We start from the raw sequence: 18,251 nt of genomic DNA on the forward strand, positions 1-18,251 counted from the left end.
GCTTTTCAGTTACGAGCTTTTAGCTACAAGCTAAAAGTAAAAGCAGTAGCTGGCTCACGCTCAAGATTGTAGCTTGCCGCTAGAAGCTTGAAGCTCGACGCTGCTTCAATACCGATTGGGCTCCATTTCCAGCTCGACATTGAAACGTTCTGCAATGTCTTTCTGGATGCGTTGCGCCAGATCGAGCAATTGCAGACCGGTCGCGGCGCCGTAGTTGACCAACACCAGCGCCTGCAATTTATGCACGCCGGCATCGGCCTCACGGAAACCTTTCCAGCCAGCACGCTCGATCAGCCAGCCCGCGGCCAGTTTCATCTGCCCGTCGGGTTGCGCGTAGGCGACCACATCCGGGTGCTGCGCTTTGATCTGCGCGACGATGTCCGCCGACACCAGCGGGTTCTTGAAGAAGCTGCCGGCATTACCGAGCACTGCCGGATCCGGCAGTTTTTCACTGCGGATGCTGCAGATGGCGCGGCTGACGTCACTTGGCGTCGGCTGCTCGATGCCCTGCTCGGTCAGGCGCTGACGCACCGGGCCGTACTCCAGATGCAGATGCGCGACGCGATCGAGCGTAAAACGCACGCGCAAAATCAACCAACGCCCAGGCTGCTGTTTGAACAGGCTGTCGCGGTAGGCAAAGTTGCATTCTTCCAGGGTGAAATCACGTAGCTCGCCAGTCTGGCGATCCAGCGCCGTGAGCCCGGCAAACACATCCTTGATCTCGACGCCGTAAGCGCCAATGTTCTGCATTGGCGCAGCGCCGACAGTGCCGGGAATCAGGCTGAGGTTTTCCAGTCCGGAAAAGCCCAGCGCCAGCGTGTGCTGAACAAACGGATGCCAAGGCTCGCCAGCTTCAGCTTCGATTACCACACGGCTGCCGTCATCGCTGATCACGCGGATCCCGCGCGTCGCCATGCGCAGCACCAGCGCCGGGATATCCGCCGTCAGCAGCAAGTTGCTGCCACCGCCGATTACCAGTAACGGCACGTCGTGCGCGCTGGCATACGCCAGTGCTTCACGGACATCGGCATCGCTGTGGGCTTCGGCGAACAGTTGCGCGCGCACATCGACGCCAAAACTGTTGAACGGTTTCAGGGAAACCTGTGGTTGCACCTGCAAACTCATAACCGGCCCTTCACTTCGATCAACAATTGGTCACAAGCCGCTTCGATCAGATCCAGCACCTGCTCGAACCCCTGATTGCCGTCGTAATACGGATCCGGCACCTCATCGACCAACCCGGCATAACGGCGCAGGAACAGATCCAGTTCGGCCTTGCCAGTGGACGGTTGCAGCGCCTTGAGGTTGCGCAGGTTGCTGTTGTCCATCGCCAGAATCAGGTCATAACTGGCGAAGTCGGCACGGCTGACCTGCTGCGCGCGTTGCGCCGACAGGTCATAGCCGCGCACTTTGGCCGCGGCCTGACTGCGTTTGTCCGGCGGGTTGCCGACGTGCCAGTCACCGGTGCCGGCGGAGGCCACTTCGACCTGATCCGCCAGCCCTGCGGCACGCAACTTGTGGCGCAACACGCCTTCAGCCGTGGGTGAACGGCAAATGTTGCCCAGGCACACAAACAGAACGCGCATCAGGCCCCCAGCAGGCGACGAACGCGCTCGAGGTCTTCGGCAGTGTCGACGCCGGTTGGCGGTGCGATCAGCGCATCGGCGACATGAATCCGCACGCCATGCCACAGGGCACGCAGTTGCTCAAGGGATTCAGTGTTTTCCAGCCAGCACGGGCCCCAGCTGACGAAGTCCTGGAGGAAACCGGCGCGGTAGGCATAGATACCGATGTGACGACGGTACGGCACGCCTTCAGGCAATTGCTCGCGGCTCTTGGCGAATGCATCGCGCGCCCAAGGCAAGGTCGAACGGCTGAAGGTCAGCGCCAGACCGTTGAGGTCGCTGACAACCTTGACCACGTTCGGATTGAACAGGGTTTCCACGTCCTCGATCGGCTCGGCCAGCGTGGCCATGCGCGCTTCGGTGTGGGCGGCGAGGTTGGCGGCGACCTGATCAATCACGCTCGGTGGAATCAGCGGCTCGTCACCCTGCACGTTGACCACGATCGCGTCAGGCTCAAGGCCCAGTTTCGCCGCGACTTCGGCCAGACGATCGGTGCCGGAATTATGGTCTTCACGGGTCAGCACCACTTCGGCACCAAAAGCCTTGCAGGCCTCGACGATGCGCGCGTCGTCAGTCGCGACCACGACGCGGGTCGCGCTGCTTTTGCTCGCCTGTTCCCAGACGTGCTGGATCATCGGCTTGCCGGCGATGTCCAACAGCGGTTTGCCCGGCAGACGGGTCGAGGCGAAACGCGACGGGATGACAACGGTGAAGGCAGTGGTCATTTATCCAGACGCTCGTCGGTGGTCAGAGTGCGGGCTTCGCTTTCGAGCATCACCGGGATGCCGTCGCGGATCGGATAGGCCAGACCGGCACCCTTGCTGATCAGTTCGGTCTTGTCGGCGCTGAGCTTGAGCGGGCCTTTACAGATCGGGCACGCGAGGATGTCGAGCAATTTGGTGTCCATGAACATTCCCTGAGTAAAGAGTTAAGGCAAAAGCCGATCGGGCAACAGACGCATCAGTTGTGTGTCGAACCAGGCCACGAAGGCCGGCGACGGCACGGCATCGACCGCCAGATACCACCAGTCGGCAGCAGCGAAGGCACGGCACTTCACCGCATCCTTTTCAGTCATCACCAACGGCAATGACGGTGTGAAATTCAACGCCTGCACGCTGTATTCGGCGTGATCGGCAAACGCATGGGGGATTGCCCGCCAGTCTAGCGCTTCGAGGGTATTGAAGAAACGTTGCGGATTGCCGATCCCGGCGACCGCATGCACGCTTTGACCGGACGGAAAATGCTCGAGAGATTTGCGCTCGCCGCTGCGCAGGTTGACCAGCGCCGTCGGCTGCAGGCGAAAGGCGAAACCGTCGTCACGGTCTTCAGTCGCACCATTGAACAGCACGCCGTCGACGCTTTGCAGACGTTCGATCGGTTCGCGCAACGGTCCGGCAGGCAAGCAGCGTTTGTTGCCCAGACCACGGGCGGCGTCGATCAGCACCAGCTCCAGATCCCGCGCCAGACGGTAATGCTGCATGCCGTCGTCGGAGAGGATCAGATCCAGCGGCTCACTGGCGAGCAAGGCTTTGACAGCGGCGCTGCGATTGGGGTCGATCATCAGCGGCACGCCGGTGCGCTGGACGATCAGCAGCGGTTCGTCGCCGGCGATATCGGCGGTTTGATCGGCCTCAACGCGCCACGGCAACTGCGCGGGTTTGGCACCGTAACCACGGCTGACCACGCCGACGCGCAAACCGCTGCGCCGGCAATGTTCGATCAGCCAGAGGATCATCGGCGTTTTGCCGGTGCCGCCGACGGTGATGTTGCCGACCACGATCAGCGGCACTGGCGGCTGGTAAATCTCGCCTTCACCGTCGAGAAAGCGCTGGCGTTTACCCACCACCACGCGGCGGTACAACATTTCCAGCGGCCGCAGCAACGCCAGAGCCGGGTGCCCCTGGTACCACGCGGCGAGCAAACGATCGGACAGGCTCATCAGGATTTGGGCGCCGCCTCGACCGTGGTCATGCGCAGATGGCTGAAACCGAGCTTGCCGGCCGCGTCCATGGCGGTGATCACGGATTGATGCTGAGTCTTGCCGTCAGCACTGATCGACAACGGCATGTTGGTGTCACCGTTGGATTCTTTCTGCATGGCTTCCATCAATGTCGCCAGATCGTTCTTCGGCAGAATCCTGTTGTTCACCGAAAACACGCCTTCGGCGCTGATAGCCACGTCGATCTGCTTGAGCTGCTGATCTTCGGCCGGAGAGCCGCTGACCGCTTCCGGCAGGTCGACGCGCAACTGGGTTTCACGGGTAAACGTGGTGGTCACGACGAAAAACAGCAGCAGAATGAACACCACGTCGATCAGCGACGCGAGGTTGATATCGATGGTTTCCCGAGGCTTGCGACGGAATTTCACGCGCGGCCCTCGGCCAGGTCGACGTCACGGTCACCCTGCACCACTTCAACCAGTTTGATCGCTTCCTGCTCCATGCCCACCACCAGTTCATCAATGCGGCGTTGCAGGAAGCGGTGGAAGAACACCGCCGGAATACCGACCATCAGGCCTGCTGCTGTGGTGATCAGCGCCTTGGAGATACCACCCGCCAGCACCGAAGCATTGGTGGTCATACCGGAACCGGTGAATGCGCTGAAGATATCGATCATGCCCAGCACCGTACCCAGCAGACCGAGCAGCGGCGACATCGCGGCGATGGTGCCCAGCGCATTGACGTAGCGTTCGAGTTCGTGGATGACGCGGGCGGCGGCTTCTTCAATGCACTCTTTCATGATCTCGCGACCATGCTTGGAGTTGGCCAGACCGGCGGCGAGGATTTCCCCCAGCGGCGAATTGGCGCGCAATTCCTTGAGTTTTTCTTTATTGAGCTGCTTGTCCTTGATCCAGACCCAGACCTGGCCCAGCAGATGCTCGGGGGTGACGCGACTGGCGCGCAGGGTCCACAGGCGTTCGGCGACGATCGCCATGGCCGCGATGGAGCTCAGAATGATCGGCAACATCATCCAGCCGCCGGATTTGACCAATTCCCACACAGTGACAGTCCCCTCGAAAAAGTGCGCCACTTTACCATACCGATCGACGATTAAGACCCGCCGCCCCGACGACCGTGATACCCATTGGCTCATGCCCCGATCAGCGGGCCAGCGCGGGCGGATCACGCCAGAAACGCCGCTGATGACGCATTGTGCGAGGCGGCGCGAAGGTGCCCAGTTGCACCTGAATGGCACCCTGCTCGGCGCTGTCGTAAATGCGCAGTCCCTGTTTGCGATAACGCGCCAGCACGGTCGGGTGCGGATGGCCGAAGGAATTGCCCTGCCCACGGGAAATCAGCACGGCTGCGGGTTGCAACACCTTGAGCAGCGCCATTGACGACGAACTGCGGCTGCCGTGATGGGGCGATTGCAGCCATGGTGTCGGCACGGCCAATGGACTGTCGAGCAGCGCACGTTCGGCGTGGGTGTCGATATCGCCGGTCAGCAACAGACGCTCGCCATTGGCCTCGATCTGCAAGACGCAGGAGCGCTGATTGCTGTCGCGGGCGTCCGCCCATTGCCAGAGTTGAAAAGCGACCCCGTCCCACTGCCATTGCCGGCCGCTTTCGCAGGCTTCGGCGCTCAACGCCTCAGGCAGTCCCGGCGGGTCACCGCTGATCACGCGATCGACGGTCAAACCACGGGTGATCGCCAGAGCGCCACCCGCGTGATCGGCATCCGCATGGCTGAGCAGCATCAGATCGAGTTTTTCCACTCTCAGTTTGCGCAACGCGGGCAGCACCACCCGCTCGCCGAGATCGAAATCACCAAAGCGCGGCCCAGCGTCATAGAGCAACGTGTGATGGCGGGTGCGGATCAGGATGGCCAGGCCTTGGCCGACATCCAGTTGCCAGATCTCGGCCAATCCCTCATCCAGCCGTTCGCGTGGCGGCACCACCAGCAGCAACAGCAATGGCCAGCCCAGCGGGCGCATTGGCACGCCGCGCGGCAACACCAACAACACCGCGCCGAGACCGCCAGCAGCCAAGAACCAGGCGGGTATCGAGGGTGCGATCCATGCAGGCCAATGCCCGGCCATTATCGCCAGCGCGCGAAACAACCCGTCGATCAAACCACCGGCCAGCCACAGCAGCCCTTCGCCGACACAGGGTATGGGCAACAACATCGTCCCGAGCAACGCCGGCGGCAGCACGACAAGACTGACCCAAGGCACTGCAAGCAGGTTGGCCAGTGGCCCGCTGAGACTGATCGGCAGGTTCAATGCCAGCAACACCGGGCACAAACCGATCGCAATCAACCATTGCGCCCGTGTCCAGGTCTGCCACCAGCGCCACGCGCCCAGGCGGCCGCCAAAGGTGAAAATCAACACCGCCACCGCCGCAAACGACAACCACAAACCCGGACGCAAACTCGCGAGCGGATCCAGCAACAGCACACCATTGAACGCCAGCAGCAGCGGCCACCATGCCCCCAGATGGCGAAAGCGCAAACGCCACAACAGTACCAGGCCGACCATCACGCAGGCGCGCTGCACCGGCACGTCAAATCCGGCAAGCAAGGCGTAACCCAGCGCCGCCGTAAACGCCAGCCCACAGGCCCATGGCAGCCACGGCCAACGCAGCGGCCACAGGCCAAATCGCGCCAACCCTGCGACCAGCCAATACATCACCGCCGCCAGCAAGCCGATATGCTGACCGGAAATCACCAACAAGTGCACGGTGCCGGTGTCCTGCAGGATCTGCCAATCCTCGCGACTGAGCCCGGACCCATCACCCAACACCAATGCGGCCAGAACACCGGCCCGACCGTGCGCATCCACTGCAAGCAGGCGCTGACGAATGCTGTCGCGCCAGGCCCAACGCGCTTCGCTCAGGCGTTGACCATCCTTGACCGTGCCGGTCGCACCGATGCGTTGCGCCAGCAGCCAAGCCTCGTAATCGAAAGCGTCCGGGTTGAGCAAACCACCGGGACGCTTGAGCTTGACCGCCAAGCGCCAGCGCTCGCCACTGTTGACCGGCGGCCCGGCGTACCACGCGAGTCGCATCAGCGATGGCAGTTTTTCGTGACGTGAGCGTGCATCAGCCAACTCGAAACGCACCACACCGTCGCCGTTCTGCGGCAACCCGACCACCCGCCCTTCGAGCCAGCGGGTTTCGCCATCCAGTTCGGCCGGCAAGCGATCATTCAACGCCCATTGCGCACCGACGCTGGCCCAGGTGAAACCCAGCAGAAAAATCGCCAATGGATAGCTGCGAAACGGCAGCAACATCAAAGCCGTCACCGGCAACAACAGCATCAACCAGACCGGCGGTAAGGCCGGCATAAAAACCGGGGCCAGCAGACCGACTGCCAGCGCCATCATCCCTGTGCGCATAAGCCCGTCCTTGAGAGTCCCGCACTTAGGCATAGCGGGTGTCGGGCACGTGCGTCGTCAACAATTGTCACAAAGTCTGAATGGGCGCTTCGTAGAATCCAGACATACTTGCCGCCTTAACCGACCGAGAAGCCTTATGCCCCGGCGCTTATTCAAACGTTACATGCCCGATCCGACGAGCATCAGGGAACACAAATCCTTACGCTTTCTCGGCAAGTTGCTGCATGACCCGAACCTCTGGCACCTCAATCGTCACTCGGTCGCGCGGGCGATGGCGGTCGGCCTGTTCGCCGCATTCCTGCCGATTCCGGCGCAAATGCTGGTGGCCGCCGCCCTTGCCGTCATGGTGCGGGGGAACATGCCGATTGCGGTCAGTCTGGTGTGGCTGACCAATCCGATCACCATGCCGGCGGTGTTCTTCTGCACGTATCAGGCCGGGGCGTTTTTGATGGATGTGCCTGCCCGGCATCTGCCCGATGAGCTGACCTGGGAATGGATCAGCGGCGAGTTGTCGACACTGTGGCAGCCGTTTCTGCTCGGCTCGGTGGTGGTAGGGCTGGTACTCGGCGCCCTCGCCTATTGCCTGGTGATGATGTATTGGCGCTGGTGGGTCGCGCGGCAATGGGCGCGGCGCAAGAAAAGCCGCATGCGCTGAATGCAAAACGGCCTCCGCAGTGGGAGGCCGTTTTGATTTGTGGCGTCTGTATTGGCCCTATCGCGAGCAGGCTCACTCCTACATTGGAATGCGTTCCCCTGTGGGAGCGAGCCTGCTCGCGAAGAAGTCGACGCGGTTCTGGATCAGGTACGCATACCACGCCCACTCACCAGCAACCGCGCACAACCGAGATACAACACCACCGTCGCCACCAGCATGAAGGTGATCGCGATACCAATCTTGATATCCGACACACCCAGAATCCCGTAACGGAACGCATTGACCATGTGCAGCACCGGGTTGGCCAGCGACACGGTTTGCCAGAATGGCGGCAGCAGCGTGATCGAATAGAACACCCCACCCAGGTACGTCAGCGGCGTCAGCACAAAAGTCGGGATGATCGAAATATCATCGAAATTGCGCGCAAATACCGCGTTGATGAAGCCCAGCAGCGAGAAAATCGTCGCCGTCAGCACCACCACAAGGATGGTCACCCCGAGGTGATGCACCTGCAAATGGGTGAAGAACAGCGACAGAATGGTCACGATCACGCCGACCATCAGGCCACGCAACACGCCGCCAATGGTGAAGCCAATCAGAATCGTGTGCGGCGACACCGGCGAGACCATCAGCTCTTCGATGGAACGCTGGAACTTGCTGCCGAAGAAACTCGACACCACGTTGCCGTAAGAGTTGGTGATCACCGACATCATGATCAGCCCGGGCACGATGTACTCCATGTAAGTGAAGCCACCCATGTCGCCGATTTGCCGACCGATCAGATTACCGAAGATCACGAAGTACAGAACCATGGTGATCGCCGGTGGCAGCAACGTCTGCGGCCAGATCCGCGTGAAGCGTTTGACCTCGCGGTAAACGATGGTCTGCAGGGCGACGAGGTTGGGACGGAATTCGGAACTCATACCGCCACCTTCGACAGATTTTTCTCCACCAGGGACACGAACAACTCCTCGAGGCGATTGGTTTTGTTGCGCAGGCTCAGCACTTCAATGTTCTGCTGCGCCAACTGGGTGAACAACGCCGTAATGCCCATGGATTTGTCGACCTGAACTTCCAGGGTGTGGCTGTCGATCAACCGGGCCGGATAACCGAGCAGTTGCGGCGCGGCGCTCAAGTCGTTTTTCAGGTCCAGCAAAAAGGTTTCCACGTGCAACTGGCCCAGCAATTGTTTCATGCTGGTGTTCTCGACGATGGTGCCGTGGTCGATGATGCCGATGTTGCGGCACAACTGCTCCGCCTCTTCCAGATAGTGCGTGGTGAGGATGATGGTGATGCCTTTCTGGTTCAGTTCGGTGAGGAACGTCCACATCGAACGACGCAACTCGATATCGACGCCTGCAGTCGGCTCATCGAGGATCAGCAGACGCGGTTCATGCACCAGCGCACGGGCAATCATCAGACGGCGCTTCATGCCGCCGGACAACGAACGCGACGGCACATCGCGCTTGTCCCACAGGCCCAATTGCGTCAGGTACTGCTCGGCGCGTTCCTTGGCGATCTTCGCCGGAATGCCGTAGTAGCCGGCCTGAGTCACGACGATGTCGAAGGTCTTTTCGAACTGGTTGAAGTTGAATTCCTGAGGCACCACGCCGATCGAGCGCTTGAGCTGCGCAGGATTTTTGTCCAGGTCATGACCGAAGATATTCACCGTGCCGCTGGTTTTGTTCACCAGGGTCGAGAGAATGCCGATGGTCGTGGATTTGCCAGCACCGTTGGGGCCGAGCAAGGCGAAAAAATCACCTTCGGCAACGTCCAGATCGATACCACTCAAGGCCTGGAACCCGTTGCCGTAGGTTTTGGTTAGCTGCCGGATGGACAGAGCGGAACTCATATCTGATTTACGCACCATTGAAGGGAAAAAGGAGACGGCGGCGAAGGATCGAACCGCAGCGCAAGTGCGCAATGGTGCTTGCCGCCGCCGTACAAGTACAGTCAAGTGTGTCGATAGTAGGTATTAAGTCAACGCGGTCATGACGGCTTTCTGGTAAGCCGGACGCTGCTTCAGGCGCTCGTACCAGGCTTGCAGATGCGGTTGCGGGGCGCGTTCGATGGGCATCTCGAACCAGGCATAAATGAAACTGCCGAGCGGGATGTCACCCATGCCGATGTCTTTTCCGGAAAGGTAAGGCTGACTGGCCAAGGCACTGTCTGCCATGCTCAGCAACTCGCTGCATTCCTTGATCGCGGCATTGATCGCCGCCCAGTCCTGCTTGTCCGCAGGCGTGCGCAACACGCCCCAGAACACCGTGCGGAAAGGCCCGGCGAAACTCGAGGTGGTCCAGTCCATCCACTTGTCAGCGATAGCGCGGGCTTGCGGATCCGCCGGATACCAAGCGCTGTCGGGCGCATGCCTGGCCAGCAGATAGCGCACGATGGCGTTGGATTCCCACAACACGAAACCGTCGTCTTCAATCACCGGCACCCGACCGTTCGGGTTCATCGCCCGGTACTCGGGCGTGTCGACTACGCCAAACGCGCCACCGGCATCAATCGCCTCGTAAGCCAGACCGAGTTCCTCGGCGGCCCACAATGGCTTCCTGACATTCGATGAGTTTTTCCGTCCCCAGATCTTCAGCATGACCGCCTCTTTTCAAATGCGTGGGCAGGCAGCATACGCCGGATCAGACCCGGCTCAAATCACTCTGCATATCGCCCAGCAATGGCGGCTGCTGATCGGTGAACAGGTGCGGATAGCACTTTTGCAGATGCTCGAAGAAGAAGGTTTCCGGGACGTCGGCGAATTGGCCGTGATCGACCAGATACTCCATCAACTGTGCCCCATCGCGGTTAAACGGGTGGAAAACGCTGTCGTTGATACCGTCGAACTCCAGCGGCGCGACATTGAACAACTCGCAGAGCTTCTGGTTGAACGCCGGCGTGGCCTTGACCCAGCGACCCTCTAGAAAAAACTCGGTATAGCCGTGCATGGCGAACATATCGCTTTTCAATAACTCGAGCAGACGCGGGGTCGACAGGTGATTTTTCACATCGGCCAGACCGATCCGCGCCGCGATTCCGCAATGCCGCGCGCAGCCCGCCAGCAGCGTGGCTTTCGGTACGCAATAACTCTCCCCCGTCGCCAGCGCATAACTGCCGCGCAAGGTCTGCGGATCACGGCTGAAGGTATAGGGGTTGTAGCGCACGGCCTCACGCACCGCGTAATAAAGACTGATCGCCTGCGCGAGCGGATCGCGGCTGGCACCACGGTGCTGTTCGGCGAACTCCACCACCGCCGGGTGGTCACTATCGATGAAGCGGCCGGGGCTCAGATATTCGTGCATGACGACAATCTCCTGGGTGAGCCCCGAGTCTAGCGATAGCGTCAGCACAGAGATAACGACGTTTCGGCCAAACTTGGACGCAAAGGCGCGGATTGATCGAACGATTTCCCACACGTGTTGCCCACCGAACCTACGAAAACCATCCGGGGTTTCCCACGATTTCAATCACCTTGGTCTGACCACCCGGTTTTACAGATGCGGTCTAAGCTCTGGAGGGTCGATTTGCCTTGGTTCACGGAGGACTGAATATGCTGTTGTTGTGGATACTGGTTTTGATCGTTGGCGTGGCGTATCTCGCCCACCGGCGTATCGCCCCGCTGCCCGCGTTGGGCATCGTTGCCGTCTACCTCTTGGCGATGGGGATATTCAGTCACGCACCGGGCTGGCTGTTGCTGGTGTTCTGGGTACTGCTGGCGGTGGTCGCTGCACCGTTGCTGCTGCCCGACCTGCGCCGCAAGCATTTCACGGCGCCGCTGTTCAGCTGGTTCCAGAAAACCCTGCCACCGATGTCGCAGACCGAACGCGACGCGATCGACGCCGGCACCGTGTGGTGGGATGGCGAGCTGTTCAGCGGTCGTCCGGACTGGGACAAACTGCTGGCCTATCCGAAGGTGCAACTGAGCGAAGAAGAGCAAGCGTTCATTGACGGCCCGACCGAGGAACTCTGCGCCATGGTCACCGACTGGCAGATCGGCCAGTCGATGGACCTGCCGCCCGAAGCCTGGACGCACATCAAGGAACACGGCTTTTTTGCCCTGATCATTCCGAAAGAATTTGGCGGTAAAGGCTTCTCGGCCTACGCCCACTCGCAAGTGGCAATGAAACTCGCCACCCGCAGCGGTGACCTCGCCTCCACCGTCATGGTGCCGAACTCACTCGGCCCGGCCGAACTGCTGCTGCACTACGGCACCGACGAGCAACGCAATCACTACCTGCCACGCCTGGCCCGTGGCGATGACATTCCGTGCTTCGCCCTCACCGGCCCGCTCGCTGGCTCCGATGCCGGGGCGATGCCCGACACCGGGATCATCTGCAAAGGTCAGTGGGAAGGTCAGGAAGTCATTGGCCTGCGCCTGAACTGGGAAAAGCGTTACATCACCCTCGGCCCGGTTGCCACACTCCTCGGCCTGGCGTTCAAGGCGTATGACCCGGAGCATCTGCTGGGTGACAAAGAGGACCTCGGCATCAGCCTGGCGCTGATTCCGACCGATACCGCCGGCGTGGAGATCGGTCGTCGCCACCTGCCATTGGGTGCGGCGTTCATGAACGGTCCGAACTCGGGCAAGGACGTGTTCATCCCGCTGGACTTCCTCATCGGCGGTCAGGAAATGCTCGGCAAGGGCTGGATGATGCTGATGAACTGCCTGTCGGTCGGCCGTTCGATCTCGTTGCCGGCAGTCGGCACAGGTGCGGCCAAGTTCACCAGTCTGGTCACCGGCCAATACGCGCAGATTCGTGAACAGTTCAACGTGCCATTGTCGGCATTTGAGGGCATTCAGGAAGCGATGGCACGCATCGGTGGCAACGCGTGGATGATGGACGCGGCGCGGATGCTCACTGCCAACGCGGTGGACCTCGGCGAAAAACCCTCGGTGCTGTCGGCGATCCTCAAGTATCACCTGACCGAGCGCGGTCGCGAGTGCATCAGCCACGCCATGGACGTCCACGGCGGGAAAGCGATCATCATGGGCCCGAACAATTACCTCGGGCGCAGCTGGAACGGTGCACCGATCTTCATCACCGTGGAAGGCGCGAACATTCTCTCGCGCAACCTGATGATCTTCGGTCAGGGCGCGATTCGCTGCCATCCGTTCGTACTGAAGGAAATGGCTCTGGCCGGTCGTGAGGACAAGGATCAGGCACTGAAAGAGTTCGACGGCCTGCTGCTCAAACACATAGGTTTCGCCGTGAGCAACGCCGCCAGCACGCTCGTGCTGAACCTCGGCTTCGGCCACTTCGAACATGCGCCGGGCGACAAGATCAGTCAGGGTTATTTCCGCGCACTCAATCGTCAGGCAGCGGCATTCGCCATGCTCGCCGACTTCAGCATGATGTTGCTCGGCGGCGAATTGAAACGTCGTGAACGTCTGTCGGCGCGCTTGGGTGATGTGCTGAGTAATCTGTATCTGGCCTCTGCCGCACTCAAGCGTTACCACGATCTGGATTCGCCGGCCTACATGGAACCGCTCTTCCGTTGGGCGATGGAAGAAAGCCTCGGCCAATCGGAACGGGCACTGGATGAGTTGCTGCGCAACTTCCCGAACAAGGTATTCGGCTGCCTGCTGCGAGGCATTGTGTTTCCGTTCGGCCGTCGTCACAAAGGCCCGTCGGACAAACTCGGGGCCGAAGTGGCTGGCGTCATTGGTCGCGCCAAGGGCGATCCGGCGCTGGAAGAACTGCTTGCCGGTTGCTATCGCCCACAGTCTGCAGACGATGCAGTCGGCGCGTTGCAACACGCCAGCGATCTGCTGAATGCCGCACAGCCGCTGCACAAAAAACTGCACACCTCGCTGAAAAGCGGTCAGGTGAAACCGGTCGCGGGCGAACACGCCATCGATGCGGCGCTGGAGGCCGGGGTGTTGCAACCGGTAGAAGCGCAGAGCTTGCGTGATGCCGAAGCGGCGCGACGCAAGGTGATCGATGTCGATGATTTCGACAAAGAAGAACTGAAACAGGCAGAGGGCAAAGTCCGCTGATCCTGACAAGCATGTCCAAGAGGGCGCAGGGGCTTTATACTCCCGCGCCCGTTTTGCTCTTGAGGACTTATCTCGTGTCCAACGTCGTTGCCGACCATCTTGTTTTGCTCGACCACCTGCGCAGTATCCTGGTCGCCGTAGGTGAGGCCGAACAGGTTCCTGAAGAAAGCCATGCCTTGTTCCTGGAGCGCTTCGACGAACTGCTGGCATCGCTGCCGATCGATCCGATCGAAAGCCAATACCTGGGCCAGGACATCCTGACTCAAGTGATTACCCGTTACCCGCAAATCGCCCATCTGATACCGCGCGACTTGCTGTGGTTCTTCGCCGGCGACTGCCTGCACTACCTGTCCGATGAAGAGATCGACATGTATCAGGCCCTCGAAGAGCGTCGCTACGAAGCCGAACAGAACGACGAACCGTTCGACTGGAATCAGGAAAAGCAGCTGATGGCGATGTCCGCTCAGGACAGCAAGCACTGATTTTCGCTCTGCTACGAACAGGCCCGCACGGTGATCCATGCGGGCCTTTTCTTTGCGCGGGCGTTAAAGCAAGCCTTCGCTTTCGGGCAATTCGTACTCCATCGATACTTTGCTCCCTTCGCCCGACTTGCCCGGCTTGCTCAGGGTCGGCTCCTTTTGCAGACACTCCACCAGGAAATCGATAAACACCCGCAACTTCGGTGGCAGATACCGCGTCGGCGAATGCAGCAACCACAGCCCGCCGTGATAGGACGCAAGGAACGTCCAGTCCGGCAACACCTGCACAATCAACTTCTGCTCAAGTGCATAGCGGGCGGTGAAGTACGGCAGGCTGCCGATGCCGATGTGCTGCAACACCGCGCCCAATCGCACGCCGGTGTGATTGGCGGCATAGCGACCGCGCACACCCACCGTCACAGCCTTGCTGCCTTTCTTGAATTTCCAGCGCGCGTCGCTCGGGGTTTCGCCCAGATAGATACAGCTGTGATTGAGCAAGTCATGAGGGTGAGTCGGCGTACCGTGTTCGGCCAGATACTGCGGCGTCGCGCAGAGCAAATGGTCGATCGTCAGTAGCTGTCGACCGACCAGCCCGGCCGGTGGCCGATCCGTGATGCGAATGGCCAGATCAACATGATCGTCGATCAGATCGACCTGACGATCTTCCAGCAGCAACTCGACATCGACCTTGGGATAACGCCGCAGAAATTCCGGCATATGCGGATGAATCACAAAGCGCCCCACCGCTTTCGGCACGCTGACCCGCACCAGGCCTTCGGCTTCATGGGTGAACTGACCGCTGATTTCCATGACGGACTTGGCTGCGCTGACCATTTCCTGACAGCGCTTGAACACCTCCTCGCCGCCGTCACTCAGGCGCAGTTTGCGCGTGGTGCGCTGCAGCAATCGTGTGGCCAGGGCTTTTTCCAGGCGCGAAATACTGCGACTCACCGCTGACGGCGATGAACCCAGTTGCCGAGCCGCTTCAGAAAAGCTGCCGGTCTCCACGACCTTGACGAAAATCGCCATTTCACCGAGCAGCGGTAGCGGCAGATTGATGCTCACAGCGCACAAGTCCTTTGATGTTTGAACGGATTATCACGTTATTACACGATTCATATAATAAAAACAGAAACTTTAATAAGGGCATGGAATATGACGCTTCGCCTCTTTTTCCATAGTGATGACCTCAAGGCCAATGTGGAAGTCCTCGACTGCACGCCCCAAGAGAACGAATTTGCCGTGGTGCTGCGCGCCACATTGTTCCATCCGCAAGGTGGCGGTCAGCCGTGTGATACCGGCTGGATCGGCGAGAGCCAGGTACTGCGTGTAGTGCAGGAGCCGGACCGGATCATTCATTTTGTCGATCGACCGGTGGCGCTCGGCATGACCTGCATCCGCATCGACGAGGAGCGCCGTCGCTTCAACACACGCATGCATTCGGCCGGGCATCTGATCGGGCATTTCGTGCAAGCCCTGGGCTGGACGCCGATCAAGGCACACCACTGGCCGGACGAAGGTCGAGTGCAATTCAAGCCCGGCGATGCCGCGCAGGAAGTCGACGCAGAGTCCGTTCAATACGGCATTGGTCAGTGGATCGAACACGATCTGCCCCGCCTGACCTCGCTGCGCGAAGGTGCGCGGGAGATCGGTTTCGGTGAACTGCCCGCCTACGGCTGCGGCGGCACCCATGTACGTAGCCTGAAGGATCTGGGCACAGTCACGATCGCGTCCCTTTCGCAGAAGAAAGGCACGTTGTCCGTCCACTACAGCGTGGATTGAGCATTCCGGACGTTGCCTCACGCAGCGTCCGACGCCGGGGAACTGCACTCGCAGCTTCCGTAGACTATCGATAGATGGACCTAAAAAAAATGATGCTAGACGTCGAGCGTCTCGATGAGACGTGCATAAAAAAACTGGCCAACGAAGAAGTCCTCGCCATTCGCGTCAAAGGCTTTTTGCCGGAGCCGCTGGCCATTCAGATTGGCGACAAGATTCTCGCTCCAGGCTTTGAGGGTTACATCAACGCGCCGAGTATCGGCCGCATCGGCATGGCTTTTTATGAGGCGGAAAACCAGCCGCTGCTGATCGAGGATTACTTCGAACGCGCTACCAGCAACATCGCTGAACTGCGCAATCGCTGCGCGCCCTACTCCTCACCCATCGATACCTTGCGCTGCATGCTCGACGAATCCTGGCCGGCCGGCGCGCATCTGGAAAATCTTTATGGCCGGAAAATGTATGTCGGCCTCTCACGAGTAGTGAAACCGGGGGTGTGCTTCCTAGCCCATCACGACATTTTCGCCAAGGATGCCCCGGACAGCTTCCAGGCACGCAGCCTGGAGGCGCAGTTTGCCTGCAACGTCTATCTGAACATGCCGACCGAAGGCGGCGCGCTGCAGGTGTGGGACGACGACATCACCCCGGACCAATTCGACGAGATGCGTGGCGACAGTTACGGCATCGAACCGGCGCTGCTCGGCCCTCCCGCCCTCGAAGTGAGACCGCAACCCGGCGATTTCATCATGTTCAATTCGCGGCGCATGCACTCGGTGACCCCAGGCGTGGCCGATCCGCGCTTGAGCCTTTCCTTTTTTGTCGGCTATCGCGGCAATGCTTCACCCCTGACCTACTGGAGCTGAGATGTATTGGAATTATCTGGGCGAGTTTCTGGCGCTGGCAACCATTCACTTTCTGGCCGTGGTTGCTCCCGGCCCGGACTTCGCAGTCACGATTCGCCAAAGCGTACGCTTCGGCCGATTGGTGGGGATCTGCACGGCGCTGGGTATCGGCGCAGGGATTTCCGTGCACGTGCTCTACACGCTGTTGGGTGTCGGGGCGCTGATGCACACCACGCCGTGGTTGCTGACCGTAGCCAAAGTGATTGGCGGTGCTTATATCCTGTATCTGGGTGTCAGCCTGCTGCGCAGCAAGCCAAAGTCAGCCCTTGAAGGTGAAAAAACCAGCGATGAACCAGTTGTTGAGCAGACGCTGTTCAAAGCCTTCAGCACCGGGTTTCTGACCAATGCGACCAACCCCAAGGCCACGCTGTTTTTCCTGGCAATCTTCACCACGATCATCAGCGCCAGCACGCCACTGCAAATCCAGGCCTTTTACGGGCTGTGGATGTGCTTTGTGAATGCGCTGTGGTTTGTCGTGGTTGCGCTGTTTTTCTCGAGCAGTCGGGTTCGAGTGCTGTTCATGCGCATGGGGCATTGGTTCGAACGCACCATGGGAGTGGTGCTGATCCTGTTTGCCGGTCGCTTGATGCTGTCCTGGTAGCAGACGCAAAAACGCAAAAAGGCCCACCGAATCACTTCGGCGGGCCTTTTTCTTTAGCGCTGACAGCACAGCCACAAATCCCGCGCATACAAAAACGCCGCTCTATTGAGCGGCGTTTTTGTGAATATGGAGCGGGAAACGAGACTCGAACTCGCGACCCCGACCTTGGCAAGGTCGTGCTCTACCAACTGAGCTATTCCCGCAATGGCGTCCCCTAGGGGACTCGAACCCCTGTTACCGCCGTGAAAGGGCGGTGTCCTAGGCCACTAGACGAAGGGGACACAGGCTACAACTTTCACTAATAAAAACGCCGCTCACTGAGCGGCGCTTTTAGAATTTGGAGCGGGAAACGAGACTCGAACTCGCGACCCCGACCTTGGCAAGGTCGTGCTCTACCAACTGAGCTATTCCCGCAAATGGCGTCCCCTAGGGGACTCGAACCCCTGTTACCGCCGTGAAAGGGCGGTGTCCTAGGCCACTAGACGAAGGGGACACGCTACCCGGAACACATGGTGTGTGTTTCGGTGTCCAGATCCTTGCCCGAAGACTTGGTTCTGGTTTCACTCAGCACCGCCCGAAAGCACTGCTGTTTAAAATTGGAGCGGGAAACGAGACTCGAACTCGCGACCCCGACCTTGGCAAGGTCGTGCTCTACCAACTGAGCTATTCCCGCATTGGCGTCCCCTAGGGGACTCGAACCCCTGTTACCGCCGTGAAAGGGCGGTGTCCTAGGCCACTAGACGAAGGGGACACACTACAACATTCACTCCCTGCCGCGCTTCGCTGTGTGCTTTACGCTGCAAGTGGCGCGCATTCTATGGATGGATTGAGAGGTCGTCAACCCCTTGATATAAATTTATTTAAATCAATGACTTCGA

The 18,251-nt window shown here is 59.9% G+C and carries 19 protein-coding genes and 6 tRNA genes; 6 read left to right on the top strand and 19 right to left on the bottom strand.

The genetic code is table 11. From position 1 onward, the window contains the following. Nucleotides 1–105: 105 nt before the first annotated feature. From murB to CCX46_RS22225, 8 genes are all read right to left on the bottom strand, one after another. The gene (murB, locus tag CCX46_RS22190) at nucleotides 106–1,125 is read right to left on the bottom strand and encodes a UDP-N-acetylmuramate dehydrogenase (protein ID WP_127929341.1); all 1,020 of its coding nucleotides are present in this window, start codon (nucleotides 1,123–1,125) and stop codon (nucleotides 106–108) included. Further along, nucleotides 1,122–1,586, bottom strand: a complete 465-nt coding sequence (locus CCX46_RS22195; protein ID WP_127929342.1) for a low molecular weight protein-tyrosine-phosphatase — start codon at nucleotides 1,584–1,586, stop codon at nucleotides 1,122–1,124. Before CCX46_RS22195 ends, murB begins: the two co-directional genes overlap by 4 nt. Next, nucleotides 1,586–2,350: a 3-deoxy-manno-octulosonate cytidylyltransferase gene (kdsB, locus tag CCX46_RS22200; protein ID WP_127929343.1), complete on the bottom strand. Its 765-nt coding sequence runs from the start codon at nucleotides 2,348–2,350 to the stop codon at nucleotides 1,586–1,588. Before kdsB ends, CCX46_RS22195 begins: the two co-directional genes overlap by 1 nt. Further along, complete coding sequence (locus tag CCX46_RS22205; RefSeq protein WP_003174668.1) at nucleotides 2,347–2,532, bottom strand: Trm112 family protein; 186 nt, start codon at nucleotides 2,530–2,532, stop codon at nucleotides 2,347–2,349. Before CCX46_RS22205 ends, kdsB begins: the two co-directional genes overlap by 4 nt. 21 nt (nucleotides 2,533–2,553) lie before the next feature. After that, complete coding sequence (lpxK, locus tag CCX46_RS22210) at nucleotides 2,554–3,564, bottom strand: tetraacyldisaccharide 4'-kinase (RefSeq protein WP_127929344.1); 1,011 nt, start codon at nucleotides 3,562–3,564, stop codon at nucleotides 2,554–2,556. Further along, complete coding sequence (locus tag CCX46_RS22215) at nucleotides 3,564–3,992, bottom strand: ExbD/TolR family protein (RefSeq protein ID WP_127929345.1); 429 nt, start codon at nucleotides 3,990–3,992, stop codon at nucleotides 3,564–3,566. Before CCX46_RS22215 ends, lpxK begins: the two co-directional genes overlap by 1 nt. After that, entirely contained in the window at nucleotides 3,989–4,624 is a 636-nt protein-coding gene (locus CCX46_RS22220) for a MotA/TolQ/ExbB proton channel family protein (protein WP_007908216.1), read from the bottom strand. The genes CCX46_RS22215 and CCX46_RS22220 overlap by 4 nt, the downstream gene beginning before the upstream one ends. A 100-nt stretch (nucleotides 4,625–4,724) precedes the next feature. Further along, a complete protein-coding gene (locus CCX46_RS22225) occupies nucleotides 4,725–6,959 on the bottom strand; it encodes a DNA internalization-related competence protein ComEC/Rec2 (RefSeq protein WP_127929346.1) in 2,235 nt (744 codons plus the stop codon). Between the two features lie 136 nt (nucleotides 6,960–7,095). Here CCX46_RS22225 and CCX46_RS22230 point away from each other — a divergent pair, with 136 nt between their 5' ends. Beyond that, nucleotides 7,096–7,614, top strand: a complete 519-nt coding sequence (locus tag CCX46_RS22230) for a DUF2062 domain-containing protein (RefSeq protein WP_007908202.1) — start codon at nucleotides 7,096–7,098, stop codon at nucleotides 7,612–7,614. A gap of 143 nt (nucleotides 7,615–7,757) precedes the next feature. Here CCX46_RS22230 and CCX46_RS22235 read toward each other — a convergent pair whose 3' ends face one another. From CCX46_RS22235 to CCX46_RS22250, 4 genes are all read right to left on the bottom strand, one after another. Next, a complete protein-coding gene (locus CCX46_RS22235; RefSeq protein WP_008087860.1) occupies nucleotides 7,758–8,537 on the bottom strand; it encodes an ABC transporter permease in 780 nt (259 codons plus the stop codon). Then, nucleotides 8,534–9,466, bottom strand: coding sequence for an ABC transporter ATP-binding protein (locus CCX46_RS22240; RefSeq protein ID WP_127929347.1), 933 nt, complete (start codon nucleotides 9,464–9,466; stop codon nucleotides 8,534–8,536). Before CCX46_RS22240 ends, CCX46_RS22235 begins: the two co-directional genes overlap by 4 nt. 123 nt (nucleotides 9,467–9,589) lie before the next feature. Then, nucleotides 9,590–10,213: a glutathione S-transferase family protein gene (locus tag CCX46_RS22245; protein ID WP_127929348.1), complete on the bottom strand. Its 624-nt coding sequence runs from the start codon at nucleotides 10,211–10,213 to the stop codon at nucleotides 9,590–9,592. A gap of 43 nt (nucleotides 10,214–10,256) precedes the next feature. Further along, complete coding sequence (locus tag CCX46_RS22250; RefSeq protein ID WP_127929349.1) at nucleotides 10,257–10,916, bottom strand: transglutaminase-like domain-containing protein; 660 nt, start codon at nucleotides 10,914–10,916, stop codon at nucleotides 10,257–10,259. A gap of 248 nt (nucleotides 10,917–11,164) precedes the next feature. On the opposite strand from CCX46_RS22250, the gene CCX46_RS22255 reads away from it, so the two are divergent. Both CCX46_RS22255 and CCX46_RS22260 read left to right on the top strand, forming a co-directional pair. Next, on the top strand, nucleotides 11,165–13,612 hold the full coding sequence (locus CCX46_RS22255; RefSeq protein WP_127929350.1) for an acyl-CoA dehydrogenase: 2,448 nt from the start codon (nucleotides 11,165–11,167) through the stop codon (nucleotides 13,610–13,612). 74 nt (nucleotides 13,613–13,686) lie between these two features. After that, nucleotides 13,687–14,094 carry a PA2817 family protein gene (locus tag CCX46_RS22260; RefSeq protein ID WP_103307272.1) on the top strand — a complete coding sequence of 136 codons (408 nt, stop codon included), beginning with the start codon at nucleotides 13,687–13,689 and terminating at the stop codon, nucleotides 14,092–14,094. A gap of 63 nt (nucleotides 14,095–14,157) precedes the next feature. On the opposite strand, the gene CCX46_RS22265 is transcribed toward CCX46_RS22260, so the two are convergent. Further along, complete coding sequence (locus tag CCX46_RS22265) at nucleotides 14,158–15,156, bottom strand: LysR family transcriptional regulator (RefSeq protein WP_127929351.1); 999 nt, start codon at nucleotides 15,154–15,156, stop codon at nucleotides 14,158–14,160. A gap of 90 nt (nucleotides 15,157–15,246) precedes the next feature. On the opposite strand from CCX46_RS22265, the gene CCX46_RS22270 reads away from it, so the two are divergent. From CCX46_RS22270 to CCX46_RS22280, 3 genes are all read left to right on the top strand, one after another. Next, the gene (locus CCX46_RS22270; protein WP_127929352.1) at nucleotides 15,247–15,873 is read left to right on the top strand and encodes an alanyl-tRNA editing protein; all 627 of its coding nucleotides are present in this window, start codon (nucleotides 15,247–15,249) and stop codon (nucleotides 15,871–15,873) included. An 89-nt stretch (nucleotides 15,874–15,962) separates the two neighbouring features. Continuing rightward, complete coding sequence (locus CCX46_RS22275) at nucleotides 15,963–16,733, top strand: 2OG-Fe(II) oxygenase (RefSeq protein ID WP_127929353.1); 771 nt, start codon at nucleotides 15,963–15,965, stop codon at nucleotides 16,731–16,733. A gap of 1 nt (nucleotide 16,734) precedes the next feature. Beyond that, nucleotides 16,735–17,373: a LysE family translocator gene (locus CCX46_RS22280; protein WP_127929354.1), complete on the top strand. Its 639-nt coding sequence runs from the start codon at nucleotides 16,735–16,737 to the stop codon at nucleotides 17,371–17,373. A 127-nt stretch (nucleotides 17,374–17,500) separates the two neighbouring features. On the opposite strand, the gene CCX46_RS22285 is transcribed toward CCX46_RS22280, so the two are convergent. The 6 genes from CCX46_RS22285 to CCX46_RS22310 all read right to left on the bottom strand — a co-directional run bounded on the left by CCX46_RS22285 (nucleotide 17,501) and on the right by CCX46_RS22310 (nucleotide 18,124). After that, nucleotides 17,501–17,576, bottom strand: a tRNA-Gly gene (locus CCX46_RS22285). Between the two features lie 2 nt (nucleotides 17,577–17,578). Beyond that, nucleotides 17,579–17,654 (bottom strand) — tRNA-Glu (locus CCX46_RS22290). Between the two features lie 57 nt (nucleotides 17,655–17,711). Next, nucleotides 17,712–17,787 (bottom strand) — tRNA-Gly (locus CCX46_RS22295). A 3-nt stretch (nucleotides 17,788–17,790) separates the two neighbouring features. After that, nucleotides 17,791–17,866, bottom strand: a tRNA-Glu gene (locus CCX46_RS22300). Nucleotides 17,867–17,970: 104 nt separating this feature from the next. Further along, nucleotides 17,971–18,046, bottom strand: a tRNA-Gly gene (locus CCX46_RS22305). Nucleotides 18,047–18,048: 2 nt separating this feature from the next. Next, nucleotides 18,049–18,124 (bottom strand) — tRNA-Glu (locus tag CCX46_RS22310). Nucleotides 18,125–18,251: the final 127 nt, after the last annotated feature.

Origin of the sequence: Pseudomonas sp. RU47 (genome assembly GCF_004011755.1) — a bacterium.
Classification (GTDB): Bacteria; Pseudomonadota; Gammaproteobacteria; order Pseudomonadales; family Pseudomonadaceae; genus Aquipseudomonas.